13 protein-coding genes, 2 tRNA genes and 1 pseudogene are annotated in these 15,608 nt (G+C 43.9%); 2 read left to right on the plus strand and 14 right to left on the minus strand.

The features are described from left to right. Window positions 1–206: 206 nt before the first annotated feature. The 3 genes and pseudogenes from EHO01S_RS18155 to EHO01S_RS19455 form a co-directional block, all read right to left on the minus strand. Window positions 207–341, minus strand: a pseudogene (locus tag EHO01S_RS18155) (transposase); the annotation flags it as partial. Window positions 342–584: 243 nt separating this feature from the next. After that, complete coding sequence (locus tag EHO01S_RS17425; RefSeq protein WP_439644177.1) at window positions 585–1,502, minus strand: PD-(D/E)XK nuclease family protein; 918 nt, start codon at window positions 1,500–1,502, stop codon at window positions 585–587. 15 nt (window positions 1,503–1,517) lie between these two features. Continuing rightward, entirely contained in the window at window positions 1,518–1,808 is a 291-nt protein-coding gene (locus tag EHO01S_RS19455) for a hypothetical protein (protein WP_408639976.1), read from the minus strand. Window positions 1,809–2,270: 462 nt separating this feature from the next. Between EHO01S_RS19455 and EHO01S_RS04670 the strand changes: the two genes are divergently transcribed. Continuing rightward, window positions 2,271–2,346, plus strand: a tRNA-Asn gene (locus EHO01S_RS04670). A gap of 255 nt (window positions 2,347–2,601) precedes the next feature. Continuing rightward, window positions 2,602–2,677 (plus strand) — tRNA-Asn (locus tag EHO01S_RS04675). Between the two features lie 134 nt (window positions 2,678–2,811). Here the strand turns inward: EHO01S_RS04675 and EHO01S_RS04680 are convergent. The 11 genes from EHO01S_RS04680 to EHO01S_RS18175 form a co-directional block, all read right to left on the minus strand. Continuing rightward, entirely contained in the window at window positions 2,812–3,144 is a 333-nt protein-coding gene (locus EHO01S_RS04680; RefSeq protein WP_005292779.1) for a DUF496 family protein, read from the minus strand. Between the two features lie 251 nt (window positions 3,145–3,395). Next, window positions 3,396–4,811 carry an NADP-dependent phosphogluconate dehydrogenase gene (gnd, locus tag EHO01S_RS04685; protein WP_024522870.1) on the minus strand — a complete coding sequence of 472 codons (1,416 nt, stop codon included), beginning with the start codon at window positions 4,809–4,811 and terminating at the stop codon, window positions 3,396–3,398. A gap of 214 nt (window positions 4,812–5,025) precedes the next feature. After that, window positions 5,026–6,033, minus strand: coding sequence for an NAD-dependent epimerase (locus EHO01S_RS04690; protein ID WP_024522871.1), 1,008 nt, complete (start codon window positions 6,031–6,033; stop codon window positions 5,026–5,028). Window positions 6,034–6,189: 156 nt separating this feature from the next. After that, complete coding sequence (ugd, locus tag EHO01S_RS04695; RefSeq protein ID WP_024522872.1) at window positions 6,190–7,356, minus strand: UDP-glucose 6-dehydrogenase; 1,167 nt, start codon at window positions 7,354–7,356, stop codon at window positions 6,190–6,192. A gap of 29 nt (window positions 7,357–7,385) precedes the next feature. Then, window positions 7,386–8,402, minus strand: coding sequence for a UDP-glucose 4-epimerase GalE (gene galE / locus EHO01S_RS04700; RefSeq protein ID WP_024522873.1), 1,017 nt, complete (start codon window positions 8,400–8,402; stop codon window positions 7,386–7,388). Between the two features lie 17 nt (window positions 8,403–8,419). After that, complete coding sequence (locus EHO01S_RS04705; RefSeq protein ID WP_024522874.1) at window positions 8,420–9,322, minus strand: sugar phosphate nucleotidyltransferase; 903 nt, start codon at window positions 9,320–9,322, stop codon at window positions 8,420–8,422. Window positions 9,323–9,508: 186 nt separating this feature from the next. After that, the gene (locus EHO01S_RS04710) at window positions 9,509–10,732 is read right to left on the minus strand and encodes a glycosyltransferase family 4 protein (protein ID WP_024522875.1); all 1,224 of its coding nucleotides are present in this window, start codon (window positions 10,730–10,732) and stop codon (window positions 9,509–9,511) included. A gap of 2 nt (window positions 10,733–10,734) precedes the next feature. Next, window positions 10,735–12,360 (minus strand): heparinase II/III family protein, encoded by a 1,626-nt coding sequence (locus EHO01S_RS18165; protein WP_071990993.1) that lies wholly within the window; start codon window positions 12,358–12,360, stop codon window positions 10,735–10,737. 143 nt (window positions 12,361–12,503) lie between these two features. Further along, on the minus strand, window positions 12,504–13,577 hold the full coding sequence (locus EHO01S_RS04720; RefSeq protein ID WP_024522876.1) for a glycosyltransferase: 1,074 nt from the start codon (window positions 13,575–13,577) through the stop codon (window positions 12,504–12,506). Window position 13,578: 1 nt separating this feature from the next. Next, a complete protein-coding gene (locus EHO01S_RS18170; RefSeq protein WP_071990994.1) occupies window positions 13,579–14,796 on the minus strand; it encodes an O-antigen polymerase in 1,218 nt (405 codons plus the stop codon). A 28-nt stretch (window positions 14,797–14,824) separates the two neighbouring features. Beyond that, entirely contained in the window at window positions 14,825–15,598 is a 774-nt protein-coding gene (locus tag EHO01S_RS18175; protein ID WP_148707555.1) for a lipid II flippase family protein, read from the minus strand. Window positions 15,599–15,608 lie beyond the last annotated feature (10 nt).

Genomic DNA, 15,608 nt, shown 5'->3' on the forward strand with positions numbered 1-15,608 from the left:
GGGGAAGCAGACGTTCACTGGCGTCTGCTTTCTGCTTTTCTATCAATTGGTTATCCCTCTTCAGTCGTTCACTCTCGTCCACTAAAAACCACGCGAAGCCATATCATTTTTATGGTAAAAATATTGATATGCCCGGTTCGATTTCGTTTTTACCAACAAACGAGGGGAAGGTCATGTCACTGACTGATATTAAAGCAAAAAATGCAAAACCTGGACTTCCAGTTGTAGTAGGTGGCTTCAGAGATACCGGCCTCCCGGCAGACATCTTTAACGGTTCGTCCGGCTTCAACCGACTTAATCACAGCGATGATCTGATGCTCAGTAAAACGGACTTTACGCATAGCTATCTCCTTCGTTGGCAGATTGATTATGCCGGATGTTCTCTAAATGTGAATGGCACGATTATACGGGGTACTTACAATCTCAGCTCGCTCACCATCTCACATTATTTAGCAGACCAATACCTTATTGATATAAGTGATTGCCACGATGGGAAATCCCCCCCACATCCCCGATGCAATAATGGCTCACAGGAGTTACTCGCATTTCCCTAGGGGCTGTGGAGGCTTATCAATTATTCCTCATTATATAAATAGCTTCATGTCCATTTTTTCGTGAATAGTCATTATCACTTCATACAGTGCAGCAAAGACACTATCTTCATCTCGTTCACCGAGCTTTGCCCAGAACGCGCCATCATTTCCCCAGTTTCGAGGGATCCTATTTTTCCCTTGTGGATCGAGGTCCCAACTCCACCATGACCAATATTCATTTGATTTATATTGCATATGAGGAAAAAGTTCTGACATGGCTGCTGAAATGTCAGCCGTTTGGCCTTCTTTTTCACTTACTCCTGATATGCCAAAGTACAACCCATTAAAGTTAGTTCGGTCAAACTCCCAGCAAAGACAATAAGTATCACTAGAGCTTAAAGGTATATAAAACCCAGCCCATCGACTAGATGTATCTACATCAGTAAATTTAATTTTTAAATCATATGGAATCAGTTTTTTATTCAGATCTGAAATCAACCTTTCATATAACTTTTTACGCAAACTTTCTATCTGGTTATAAATCAGAAATGCAGACTCTATAGTATAACTATCTTTTTGGATGATTTCAGATAATTCATCATTGGTGTCCACGGCAAACTCTCCATTAATTGATTGATTTATATATTTAATTAGTGACTCAACAAACACTCTGACTGTGCCTGCACGGACGTACAATAAACAATCACCTAACCATCCGATGACATCATGCCAATATATTGTCAGAATGTGTTTTTTCAGAGAGTCTGGCGTATTATTCGGAAGAGTCCATTCTCCGGGTTCATGATTGCATAAGTATATTAATTTCCATGGTCTCCCCAGTTTATTTAGCCATTGTGCATAGTCTCTTAATTGGTTCTCTTGATCCTCAGCCCATGGCTTATTTTCTATAGCGATAACACCTTCTGATGTTGTCAATAAAACATCTATTTTTCTGCCGTTTTCGATAATGACTTCATAATCTACTCAGGCCTTACAAAGGCAATCCATATCAACGATAGGACTATTGTGCCCCCTCTTTTCAATGAGATTGGTAAACCCTTTTAGAAACAATATTGACTGGCCATGACTTTCATTAGGGGATAATAAAAAACATAGATAACGTGAAAGTGCTAGTTCATCATTCTTTAGCCAGTCCATCAGACTGAAATCTGGTGCCAGCTCGGCCTGATAGCGAAATTTCGCTTGACGAGTGACCTCAGCCCAGCGAGCCACATTTTCAAGAAGTACGACTGCCTGCTGCTGTATAACATTCATTTTATTATCCTTTGTACAGATGATACGCGACAGACTAACGCAGTTCATCATTTGGGCAAGCGCAAACTATAAGACATCTGATCAATATCATATAAGAATCGTTTGGAACCTATTGCCAAGCTCGCTCAAGCGGGATCATAAATGGCTAAAAAGTCGCGACGGTTCGGCGGTTATCCCAAACTGTTTATAAATGAGTAAAGTCCAGTCAGAGGAGCCAAATTTAGCGAAGCCCGCTTAGGGAAACTTAGGCGGGCTTTTTGCTTTCTGATCGGTTGTACTGCGGTTTGTCGGCAGCGGATGGTACCTCTTGCCCCCCAATGCGCCATCACTCTGCGCTGATTTCCTATGAAAATGAACTGAAAATCAGCGTATTGTTGTTATTCTAGCCGAACGATCGCCTCCGATGATTTACCGCTTTACAGCTCCACTGACCTTCGCTATGATGCCCGCCGTCAACACGATTCCTCTGTAGTTCAGTCGGTAGAACGGCGGACTGTTAATCCGTATGTCACTGGTTCGAGTCCAGTCAGAGGAGCCAAATTTAGCGAAGCCTGCTTAAGGAAACTTAAGCAGGCTTTTTGCTTTTTGATAGGTTGTGTTGTGGCTCGCTAGCGCCGGATGAAGGATAGCCCTGGCTCCTCGCGCCTCCACCGACCGAGCCCGCCACCGATTCTCGGAAGTAATGGACTGAAAATCATCGAATTGCCGTTATTCTGGCCGAACGATAACATCCCGCTATTTACCGCTTTACAGCTCCACTGACCTTCGCTATGATGCCCGCCATCAATACGATTCCTCTGTAGTTCAGTCGGTAGAACGGCGGACTGTTAATCCGTATGTCACTGGTTCGAGTCCAGTCAGAGGAGCCAAATTTAGAAAAAACCGCTTAAGGAAACTTAAGCGGTTTTTTTGTCTTTATCGCCGACTCGCTAAGCCAAAAGCTGAGTTAAAAAAGGCGGGATCATCGATCTCGCCTCTCTGCTCAGCCAATTTCTGCGAATGCTTACTTCTCGTCTTTGTGCTCGCCTTCGCCCAGTGCTTTCAGCTTTTTAGATAGCTCGCGCCGCTCTTTGGAGAGATCGGCGTTCTTGATGATGTACTCATCGACGCGATCCTCGTAGTTGCCGCGCATGTCGGCGATGATCGCCTGAATCGCTTCAACACTCATGCCCGGCTTGATGTACTCGCTCAGGTTGTCCAACAGCAGCACACGCTTCTGGTTGTCGCGGATTTTCTTTTCGATGTCCGCGATCTCACGCTGGAGCTTGTTCTTGCGGCGGAAGGTACGCACGAATTCCAACACGTTCTGGAACGTCGGCTTGTTTGCATTTTCCATATCAACACACCTTTGCTTAAGTTAAAAAATCAAACCTGGCAGCCCATCGGCTGGCATACAGCGCTCTATTGCTGTTTGTACCATCGACAGGGTGACAAGAACAGCCCATTATCACAATAAAACCGTATGACTGCCGAGTTTTTATGCAACAAACTATGGCGTTACTGTGCACGATGAGTGGGTTCAATGCCGAATCAAGATAAAAAAATCCGGGCCTCTGCGCCCGGATCGATAGAAGCACTGCGATGGACTTAGTCCACCAGCCATTCGGTATGGAACACCCCTTGCCGATCGGTACGCCGGTAGGTGTGGGCCCCGAAGTAGTCGCGCTGCGCCTGGATCAGGTTAGCCGGCAGCACCGCCGAGCGATAGCTGTCGTAATACGTGATGGCGGCAGAGAGGGTCGGCACCGGTATTCCCTGCTGTACGGCGTAGGCGACGACATCGCGCAACGCCTGTTGGTATTCATCGGCGATCGTCTTGAAATACGGCGCCAACAGCAGGTTAGCCAATGCCGGATTAGCAGCATAGGCATCGGTGATTTTCTGTAGGAACTGGGCACGAATGATGCAACCGGCACGGAAAATACGCGCGATCTCACCGAAGTTCAGCGACCAATCGTACTCATCGGAAGCGGCCTTCAACTGCTGGAAGCCCTGAGCGTAAGAGACGATCTTACCCAAGTACAGGGCACGACGAACCTTCTCAGCAAAGGCGGCGCGCTCTGCGGCCGGCAATACCTGCACCTGCGGGCCTGTCAGTACCTGGGCGGCGGCGAGGCGCTGCGTCTTCAGCGAAGAAAGATAGCGGGCAAAAACCGATTCGGTGATCAGGGTCAGCGGAATGCCCAGATCCAACGCACTCTGGCTGGTCCACTTGCCCGTCCCCTTATTGGCCGCCTCGTCCAAGATCACATCGACCAGATAGTTCCCCGCGTCGTCTTTCTTGGCGAAGATATCGGCGGTGATCTCAATCAGATAACTGCTCAGCTCACCACGGTTCCACTCGGCGAAGGTCGCGGCCAGCTCGTCGTTACTCATGCCGACGGCATGCTTCAACAGAGCATAGGCTTCGGCGATCAATTGCATGTCGCCGTATTCGATACCGTTATGCACCATCTTCACATAGTGCCCGGCGCCGTCCGGCCCGATGTAGCTCACACAGGCCTCGCCATCTTCGGCGACGGCGGCGATGTTACGCAGGATCGGCGCTACCAGCTCGTAGGCCTCCTTCTGTCCGCCGGGCATGATGGATGGCCCCTTCAGCGCGCCCTCCTCACCACCGGAGACACCGGTACCGATAAAATTAAAGCCCTGCGCCGACAGCTCGCGATTACGGCGGATAGTATCCTGGAAGAAAGTGTTGCCGCCATCGATCAGGATGTCTCCCGGTTCCAGATAGGGGGTCAACGAGGCGATGGTCTTGTCCGTCCCCTCGCCCGCCTTCACCATCAGCAGAATGCGACGCGGCGTCTCTAACGAGGCGACAAATTCGGGAATCGAATGGTAAGGCACCAGTTTCCGTCCCGGATTCTGCGCCATCACCTCATCGGTTTTCTCGGGTGAACGGTTGAAGATAGAGACGCTATAACCGCGACTTTCGATGTTCAGCGCCAGATTCCGCCCCATGACCGCCATTCCCACGACGCCGATTTGTTGTTTGGACATGACAAACTCCTGTGTAACCAATACCGACTGTGTCAAACACACAGCATAAATGTAGGTATTATGTTAACTCAGGTTTGCAGTTCAGGGATATCGATTGCTGCCATCGTTCGGCGGGTGATGGCACGGATTGACTCTCGCGGCGAAGCCAGTCAGCAAAAAGCACAGCCCCGGCATCAAGGCCGGGGCTGTGAATCAATCATAAAAGAATAGCGAATTACTGCTGATAATAATTACGATACCAGTCGACAAAAGCCTGCACTCCGGCCTTTACCCCAACCTGAGGGCGATAACCGGTCACCGCGAACAGATCCTCGGTGTCGGCATAGGTCTGGTAGACATCCCCCGGTTGCATCGGCATAAAGTTCTTCAGCGCCTCGATGCCTAGCGCCTCTTCCAGCGCGGTGATGTAATCCATCAGCCGTACCGGGCTACCGTGGCCGATGTTATAAATACGGTAAGGGGCGGAACTGGCCGCCGGTGAGTCCTGCTCCACGCGCCAATCGTGATTGGCTTGCGGAATCACCTCCATGATGCGCAATACGCCTTCGACGATATCGTCGATGTAGGTGAAGTCACGCTGCATATCGCCATGGTTGTAGATGTCGATCGGTTGACCCGCCAGCATGTTCTTGGTGAATTTGAACAACGCCATATCAGGACGGCCCCACGGCCCATAGACGGTAAAGAAACGCAGGCCAGTGGTCGGCAGGCCGTACAGGTGGGAGTAAGAGTGCGCCATCAGTTCGTTAGACTTCTTGGTGGCGGCATACAGCGAAACGGGATGGTCGACGCGATCGCCGGTCGAGAACGGCACCTTGTTGTTCAGGCCATACACCGAGCTGGAGGAGGCGTAGACCAGATGACCGACCTTACCGTGTCGGCACCCTTCCAGCACGTTAACGTGCCCCAACAGGTTGCTCTGAGCATAGCTCAAGGGATTGGTCAGGGAGTAACGGACCCCGGCCTGCGCCGCCAGATGCACCACACGGTCGAAATGGGTCGCGCCGAACAACGCCGCCATCGCCACACTGTCGGCGATGTCGATAGGATGGTAGGTGAAGGCGGCATTAGCCTGAAGCGGCGCTAAACGTGCCTGCTTCAGCGATACATCGTAATAGTCATTCAGGTTGTCGATACCTTCGACCTGATGTCCCGCCGCCAGCAGACGACCACACAGATTGGCACCGATAAAGCCGGCGCAGCCGGTCACTAAAATACGCATAAATTATCCCATCAAAAGTCCACCTGACGAGCTTGGAACCACAATAGCGCGCACGCCCTAAGGCGTGCGCGGCAGGCGGAGGTGAGTTAGCCGATTTCAATGGCGCTATGCTAACCTCGACAGCCGGTATTGTCTTACAAAATTTGTCGGTAAGGGTTAGTCATTACCGAAAATATCGCGGGTGTAGACCTTGTCGGCGACATCATCCAGCTCCGGCGCCATACGGTTAGAGATGATCACATCCGACATCGCCTTGAACTGCTCCAGATCGCGGATCACCTCGGAATGGAAGAAGCTCTCCTCCTTCATCACCGGTTCAAAGATCACCACCTTGATGCCCTTGGCCTTGATACGCTTCATGATCCCCTGAATCGAGGAGGCGCGGAAGTTATCCGAGCCGCTCTTCATGATCAGGCGATAGACCCCCACCACCTGCGGATTACGCGCGATGATCGAGTCGGCAATAAAATCTTTACGCGTACGGTTGGCCTCGACGATCGCCTGGATCAGGTTGTTCGGTACCGACGAGTAGTTAGCCAGCAGCTGCTTGGTGTCCTTCGGCAGGCAGTAGCCACCATAACCGAAGGAGGGGTTGTTGTAATGATTACCGATGCGCGGATCGAGGCTCACCCCTTCGATGATTTGGCGGCTATTCAGCCCCAAGGACTCGGCGTAGCTGTCCAGCTCGTTGAAGTAGGCCACACGCATCGCCAGGTAGGTGTTAGCGAATAGTTTAATCGCCTCCGCCTCGGTAGAGTCGGTGAACAGGGTCGGGATATTCTGCTTAATCGCCCCCTCCTGTAGCAAGGCGGCAAAACGCTCGGCGCGCTCGGAGCGTTCGCCGACCACGATACGCGACGGATGCAGGTTGTCATACAGCGCCCGCCCCTCACGCAAAAACTCCGGCGAGAAGATCAGGTTGTCAATGCCGAGACGTTCGCGCAGTTGCTGGGTGAAACCGACCGGGATGGTTGACTTGATGATCATCACCGCCGCTGGGTTCACCGCCAGCACGTCACGCACCACCGCTTCGACGCTACTGGTATTGAAGTAGTTGGTCTTCGGATCGTAATCCGTTGGCGTTGCGATGATCACGAAGTCAGCGCCACGGTACGCTTCATCCTTATCCAGGGTGGCGCGGAAATTTAAGGAACGCGTCGTGAGGTACTCCTGGATTTCCTTATCCACGATGGGTGACTCATGCCGGTTGAGCATCTCAACCTTCTCCGGCACGATATCCAGCGCCACCACCTCATGATGCTGCGCCAACAAAATCCCGTTGGACAGGCCAACATAGCCCGTACCGCTAATCGCAATTTTCATCATATGCCTTTATATTTTTAATTGAAAACTCAACCCTTGTATCCATTGGGGTTCTGCTGTTGCCAACGCCAGGTATCGGCCATCATCGCCTCCAGGCCATACTGCGCACGCCACCCCAACTCTTGCGCCGCCAAGGCAGGATCGGACCAACACTCGGCGATATCACCAGCGCGACGCGGCACGACACGATAAGGAATGGTCACCCCGGCGCTACGCTCAAACGCCGCCACGATATCCAGCACCGAGTAACCAATGCCCGTGCCGAGATTATACACTTTATAGTTACTTCCCTCATCGCGATGGTCCAGCGCCGCCAGATGACCAGTTGCCAGATCCATCACATGGATATAGTCACGCACCCCAGTACCATCGTGAGTCGGATAGTCGTTGCCGAATACCGATAGGCAACTCAGTTTCCCCACTGCCACCTGGGCGACATAGGGGATGAGATTATTGGGAATGCCGTTAGGATCTTCACCGATTAAGCCAGAGGGATGGGCGCCAACGGGATTAAAATAACGCAGCGCGGTAATGCGCATCTCTGGCGCCGCCGCGGCCAGATCCTGGAGGATCTGCTCGACCATCAACTTGGAGGTGCCATAAGGATTGGTGGTGCCGCCGATGCGGCTCGTCTCCCGTAATGGCACCGATTCTGGATCGCCATACACCGTCGCCGAGGAGCTAAAGATAAACCCCGGAACTCCGGCATGGCGCATCTCGTCGAGCAACACCAGAGTACCGCCGACATTATTGTCATAATACGCTAATGGCTGCACCACCGATTCACCGACCGCCTTCAGGCCGGCAAAGTGGATCACATCGCTGATGCGATGCTGAGCAAAAATGTGCTGAAGCAACGCCCGATCACGCACATCGCCGCGATAAAGCTGGGGCTGACGCCCACAGATCTGCGCGACGCGCGCCAAGGCCTGCGGTGAGGCATTAACAAAGTTATCCAGCACCACCACCTCATCGCCACGCGAGAGCAGCGCCAGTACCGTATGAGAGCCAATATAACCGGCCCCGCCAGTCACCAAAATCGCCATATTACAAGTATCCTAAATTAATCGATGCGTTGTTGAAGGTCACGTAACCAGGCGCGAAAAGCTTCTCCCTGCTGTGAATGGCTGAGACCACCGGCGACAAAGGCCTCGGCATAGCCCAGCTTCTCGCCGCAGTCATAAGATTGCCCAACCTGACGGTAGGCCTCTACCGGGCGGTGTTGCAACAGGGTAGCGATGGCATCGGAGAGCTGAATACGCTCCCAGGCGCCGAAACCGGTCGCCGCCAGGATCGGCCAAATAGCCGCGGAGAGCACATAACGTCCGACCGCCGACAGATCGGACTGGTATTTTTCCGCATCTTCCGGCTTCTCCACTATCGAGGTCATACGGGCACGCTGCCCCGGCTCCAACACCTCATCAGCACAGTTGATCACCGAGTATTCCGGCAGCACCTCTAACGGCATCGGCTGCACCAAGACCTGGCTACGACCACTCTCCTCGAAACGCTTGACCATCGCCGCCAGGTTCTGGGTAGCGGGATCGAAGGTGCTGGTATCTAACCAGATATCCGGCAACGCCACAATAAAGGGATGCTCCCCCACCAGAGGACGAGCGCAGAGGATAGCATGCCCCAATCCCAGCGGCTTATGCTGGCGTACACTGTTGATGGTCACCCCCGGCGGGCAGATAGAGCGCACCTCATCCAGCAGTTGGCGCTTGACGCGCGCCTCGAGCAACGCCTCCAACTCGAAGGAGGTGTCGAAGTGGTTCTCGATGGCATTCTTAGAGGAGTGGGTTACCAGGATAATCTCTTTTACCCCCGCCTGGACACACTCGTGTACCACTTTCTGAATCAGCGGATTATCGACGATCGGCAACATCTCTTTCGGGATGGCCTTGGTGGCCGGCAACATCTTCATCCCCAGCCCGGCGACGGGGATTACGGCTTTAAGTGTGGTCATATAATAGCCTCAATACATATACAATTAATATATAATCGGGGTAAATGCCATATTAAATACTTATTGAATAAAATAGCACATTTTAATTCAATTGTTGATGCTTCGGGCTGAAATTTTATCAAACAATTGTCACGCATATATGAAATATAGAAATCAATCATGCCAACAAACTATAACAATTAATTACTAGCTACAGACACGTTTAAAAGTACGTATCATATCTGCAGCCAAATGCTCTCGACTATAATTCGAAGCAGCATTTATGCCACAAACTCTAACATCCTGATAAAGATCTTCATTTGAATATAGTTTTAATATGGCTTCAGCAATCTGCTTAGGATTCTCACTTTCAACAACAATCCCAGAGTTTGTATCACGTATAATTGAAGTTGCCTCACCCTCAGGGACACTCATTATAGTTGGTATTCCCATAGCCATACATTCAAATATCTTTGATGGGATAACAGTTTTAAACAAATCATTATTAACTAATGGGACTAATGACACATCACACAACGACCACAGTTTTGGCATCATCTCTTTAGGCTGACGTTCAATTAAAACTATATTTTTTAATTTTCTTTTTTCAACGAGTTCGACAATTTTTTTTCTTTCTGCCCCCCCTCCCGCAAATACAATACGTATATCATCATACTCCTGTAGAATTTCCGCAACATCAATAATACATTCTAAGCCTTGAGCCATTCCATGAGTACCAATATAACCAGCAACAAACTTCCTCTCTAAAGCATACTCTTTCAAAAAATGAATATCTTTCTTTGCTTGAGGTTCATATTTGTCAAGATCAACACCATTTAAAATAACATCTATTTTATCCCCATCAACTCCTCGTGCTATTAACTCTCTTTTAAAAGCATGTGTAACAGAAATAATAGCACTAGCTCTACGATATAAAAAAAGTTCTACTTTCTCTAGAAAACGAATTGCAAAACCATCCTTCATTGCTCCAACAGCAGTTATAGATGCAGGCCAAATATCACGAAGTTCAAAAACAAATGGTTTTCTACGGATGGCTGACAATGCCCATCCGGCACAAGCACAAAAAAACTGCGGGGATGTTGCGACAATAACATCAGGTTTCTTTTGAAAAAGCCCAGCAATGAAACCAGTCACCATAAATGACATATAATCCATAATGCGCTTAGTAAAGCCTTCATTTGCAGTAATATATGTTTTTACTCTTATCACATTAATTCCATCAATAACCTCACTCTGATACCAGCAATTTTTATAACCATCAAAAATTTTTCCCTCTGGAAAATTTGGAACACAAGTAATAATAGTTACTTGGTGACCACTTCTTATCCATCTAATGGCATGCTCATATGTCCTAGTAGCCGGTGCGTTTCCTTCTGGAGGAAAGTTATCAGTTAAAAACAGAATATGCAAAACTAGTACCTCACTATTAAATTGATAATGGAACCTTCAGTTTTTATTACTAATTTTTTATTTGATATGCTTATACCAAACTCAGGATGCCATGTGCTTGACTGTATCTCTATTTTAATATTAGATTCAACCTGAATTTTTTGACCTGATGATAACGTCAACTGCACCACATTCTCTAACTGCTCTACATGAACGTCTGGATGAAGATGATAATAAGCAGTCGCATAAGAAAACTGACCGACTAGATTATCAGTAATTATTATTTTATTATCAAAAAAACTCCACTCTCTCAAATGATCTACTCGACCAGGAAGCCTTTTATATCCATCATGACCACATGAAATAGTTAAACAATCATCATAACTAATAATTGGGTTACTTGGATAGGCACGACGAGCTACTCTAAACCCTCCCCAGACTTCAGATGAATCTTTACCATCCACCTCCACAGTATTATGACTTTGTGTTTTTCTTTGTCTAAGCCTTTCTTGCCCCAAACCATAAACACTAGTTCCACTATTTACAAACACTCGCAACCCAAAAAAACTCATTTCAAATGAAAGAGTATCAGCATGCGCATGACCAGGAATATAATCTGGGCCAACCTTTGCCAAATCTAAAATAGCCTTAACATTTTGACTCACTACAGAAACATATCCGGAATCGTAAAGATGCTTATATGTAAATTGAGTTGTTGGTACCATCCCCACATCAGAGATGTTAATCCCAAGAGCTTTAGCATATGCGTAAATATCATCCATAGACGGTGCGACTTTCATAGCCGAATCATTAAAAAATGAAATCTCCCCATCAGGATGACTCATATGCTTACCCCATTGAATCATACTATTAATTATGTTTAGCCATTTTCTTCTCCGCTTTACCATAAAGTCATATGGATACACACTTGATAAATTATACAAATCAAGAAGATCGGAAAGAATAATGTTATGATACATTGGACTCAATTCAAAATAGCCACCATCAGGAAGTATTTGCTCTGTAATTTCCTTATCAAGGATAGATAATCCTTTTTTTATCCAAAAATTTGCTCGTTCCCCATCAAAAAACAAACCAGCAAATAATAAAGCCTTGGCATTGGAAAATAAATGATTACCTAACAAATGATATTCCAATTGCTGTTCCAATGCATTAGCTTGTTGATAAAGGCTCTCTAAATAATAATAGGGGTATGTTTTTAAGTGTAAAAAATACTTAATCCAATTAACTACTCTTAATGATATTGGATAGGGCTCCCAGCCATTACCATAAAAGGGTGGATTTTCTTGTATCCAAGATTCTATTAAAGAATTAAGCTGACTTGTTTTTAATAACGAACCAGTAGAATTTAAATCATTAAAGTAATGTAAGTTATATAACCAGAGTTTATCTAAACACTCATCATTCCATGATGCTATTTCGTGTCTTACATTGAGGAAAAAAAAACACCTACTCCCTAGATAACCAGGTTTATTTATCTCATATCTTATTAACCTCCCTGAGCTCTCTCTTAGAGAAATTTCGTCTTTGCATAATTTAACCCTCTTAAATTTTTTTTTAATCCTACCAACTACCTGAGAAATCTTCAAATACTTCAAAGTATGATAATACAATAAAAATATATTCATAAATACACATTAACTTTAGATGAATAATTTAAGCAATTCTCTTCATAGAGAGAGTTTAAATAAAAACGCTTCCATATTGAACCATTCAAATAAAATATCTTACATGAAATGCTATGAAAATAATAATAATTATTGACATGGTTTTACTTAGTTAATAACTCAATTTCTTTATCTAAAGTTTTACTATTAGAAAACCTAGACGTATTTCTCATAAAAGAAGGAAAGTTGTCCAATAAAACCTTTGTATTAATAACATCCCATTCTTTAGAGTTATCTAATAAGAAAACATTATCAAAATCTGAAAACATTTCTAAATTAACAGTTATATCACTAGTGATTACAGGTATACCAAATGTTGCCATTTCACAAACCATAACACCTTGCGCATCACATCGCGTAGGCATAATAGCTGCCCGATATTTATTCAAAACATCAGGAATATCATCTTGTCTAAGATAAGAATTAATTACAGTTACATTTTTAGGAAGGTCATAATAATTAAAATAGTCACCTTTCCCGTATAAATGAAAAGTATTAGCCGGGTTATTTCTTGCCATTTTCAGTACTAAATCAATTGCATATTTTGACAAGTCAAAACTTCTGATTGTAATAAAATCAGCAACCTTTTCCGTTTTTCCAGAAAAACCTCGCTCAAAAAATACATAGTTCAATGGATTATTGATGATATGAAAGTTAACTTTTAGTTTTTTTAATGAGATTACGTTTTTTTCAAACATTGCTCTCATCCAATCACTAACAAAAACAATATCAATATTTTTATTTTTCTCTAAGAAGTTCCTCATCACCTTAAACTTAAATAAGTCATAAATATTTCTAACCCATCTTTTCCAAAAACTCCCCTTCATAAAATCATATGGCTTGGGATAATCAAAATTTATCCACATTGATTCAGAACCATGCATAAAAAGTATCTTCTGTACATTCAAACAGTATTTACTCAAAAATGGAATATGGTTCCTAATATTAGGGGAATGGCTAACCACCTTAAAGTAATATTTTTTATTCAACCGAGATATAGCTTTTGCTCGATTTATTACACTTACCCCCTCAAACACATAGTCTTCTTCATTACCAAAGACTAAAACATCAACATTAATATTGTTTTTAATATAATATTTATTTCTTGTATGTGCCCAAGAACAATTATACAGATTATTTTCTGATGGATAACCACTCATTAAAACTAAAATATTCAACTTATCTCCTAATGATTTTCATCCTAAAAATTAATGAAAATAAAGTAAAAATGAAGCCTGTAATGAGAAGAATAATGAAGCCGTTATATACTGCACCTCTAGCTATATAAAAGCCAACTACTGAAAAAACACCAAACAAAATAAATCCAAACCTGAATTTTCGCAAAAGTAAATCAAGACATGTAAATAACATTGCGTATAACAGTGAGAAAAATAGCCACCCTACATATTTTTGATTTAATATACTATCACCAATAGCTGTTACATGTAGAGAGCCAGACACTCCCATAACACCCGTTTTTTCATTCCAGAGTATATGCGATAATTCTTTAGGTTTTTCAAATGGCAATATTACTGACGGTATAGGTAATAAACTAAGCCGAAGAATAGTTGGAAATGGAGTTTCATCGTCAACTCCTCCCTTTCCAACAAAAAAGTACAATGTTTTTACTAGTTCAAATTCACCACGGTCAAATTCAAACTCAACATTAGAGTGACTAATTTTCTCTATAGAACCTATATGTCGAATATCTCTTGCTGCTGAGTATAGCATAAAAAAAACGCCAATTAACAACAAGCCAGTCAAAACAAATCTACAATTTATTTTCTTATGAAGAATATAATATATTATAGCAGGCCCAAATAATGTAACTAAATAGTTTCTTGTCTTCAACACAAAAACAACATAGAGTGTTATAATCACTATCAAGGGTATATATTTTTTTCTATCATATTTTATGATCATCAGCGTCAATGATGAACTTATAAAAAATAAAAACCCTCCAAGCAAATCAATATAACTTGCTTGCTCTCGCCATTCAGACCATGAAGAAATCATCATTGACTTAATACTAAAATTGAATCCATACATAGATATAAGCAGAAAAATAACCAGGCATACTGTAGATATTTTTATTTGTATTGATATATCATTATCCGAATTATTTATATTAATCTGAGATATTCTTTTATTTATAAGATATGTAAAGGCCAGTCTTGAAATTGAATAAGACAATAAAAACAATGTTCCACACAGAGTAACTATTAATATAGTGTCAGTCGAATATTCTTTACCTAATAAAGAATAACCTATATTAGGCAATGTAAAAACCAATAATGTAGCAGAAGAGAATGAAAAAAACGGACTTTTTATTTTATAATCTATATATATAGATATAAAATTTACCAATAATAGTGGAAGCATCAGAGCAAAAATCATCAAAGATTAAATCCTTGTAGTTTATCAATCATATGAACCACATGAGTGCAACTATTATCTGAGCCAACAATCCAACTCCCAATAGTCGCCCTATCAATAAACATAGTACTTTTTTTTCCGCATCAGAATCATTCCTATCAATTGAAATTGATATTTTTGGTTCAATATAAAATGTTAACAATACAGTAGCAAAGGCATTTATTAGACCTGAAAGCTGTCCAATTGATGACCTATGTTCATAGAAGTTCAACGCTGCAAAAAAAGAAAGATAAACACCAATTGCATAAGTCCCAAATACAACGCTTGATATTAAAATCAATTTTCTAGCTTCTTTCTCTCCTCTGATATACTTATACATACTATAAACTTCACAGTATGTTTTTTCTCTTTTAATAAACCCAACTAAAATAGATTTGATTAGCGAGCCATTATTGGAATATAAATCTATCACATTGATAAAATAAGAAATTATATACTTCCTACAAAAATAGGATAATAAACAAAGTAATGTAGCTACCAGAAGAGACGAGTGAACCATAAATAAATATTGATATTTTGTTACTTGATAGTCGACAATCAATCCAATCATTGGCATCATTGCAACAAAACCAAATCGCGTCAAAACAAACGTACTCTGTTGTAATGTATAACTTATAACTTTACTTCCCGTGACTATCCCTGCCACCCGACTTAAAAAACTAGAATATTCTAAAAAATGGATCAATCCATATATTATAGGAATAATAATTAATGTATAATAAATCAATTGTTTCATAATAGGGAATGGCACATAATGTGCCAAACCTCCTCTT

This window comes from Edwardsiella hoshinae NBRC 105699 = ATCC 33379 (genome assembly GCF_000474215.1).
Taxonomy (GTDB): domain Bacteria; phylum Pseudomonadota; class Gammaproteobacteria; order Enterobacterales; family Enterobacteriaceae; genus Edwardsiella; species Edwardsiella hoshinae.

What these genes read in the sequence shown, in the direction of transcription:
- EHO01S_RS18170 (WP_071990994.1), bottom strand. Translation starts at nt 14,796, where the DNA reads ATGATTTTTGCTCTGATGCTTCCACTATTATTGGTAAATTTTATATCT.
- EHO01S_RS04680 (WP_005292779.1), bottom strand. Translation starts at nt 3,144, where the DNA reads ATGGAAAATGCAAACAAGCCGACGTTCCAGAACGTGTTGGAATTCGTG.
- galE (WP_024522873.1), bottom strand. Translation starts at nt 8,402, where the DNA reads ATGGCGATTTTGGTGACTGGCGGGGCCGGTTATATTGGCTCTCATACG.
- EHO01S_RS19455 (WP_408639976.1), bottom strand. Translation starts at nt 1,808, where the DNA reads ATGAATGTTATACAGCAGCAGGCAGTCGTACTTCTTGAAAATGTGGCT.
- EHO01S_RS04690 (WP_024522871.1), bottom strand. Translation starts at nt 6,033, where the DNA reads ATGCGTATTTTAGTGACCGGCTGCGCCGGCTTTATCGGTGCCAATCTG.
- EHO01S_RS04705 (WP_024522874.1), bottom strand. Translation starts at nt 9,322, where the DNA reads ATGACCACACTTAAAGCCGTAATCCCCGTCGCCGGGCTGGGGATGAAG.
- gnd (WP_024522870.1), bottom strand. Translation starts at nt 4,811, where the DNA reads ATGTCCAAACAACAAATCGGCGTCGTGGGAATGGCGGTCATGGGGCGG.
- EHO01S_RS18165 (WP_071990993.1), bottom strand. Translation starts at nt 12,360, where the DNA reads ATGAATATATTTTTATTGTATTATCATACTTTGAAGTATTTGAAGATT.
- ugd (WP_024522872.1), bottom strand. Translation starts at nt 7,356, where the DNA reads ATGAAAATTGCGATTAGCGGTACGGGCTATGTTGGCCTGTCCAACGGG.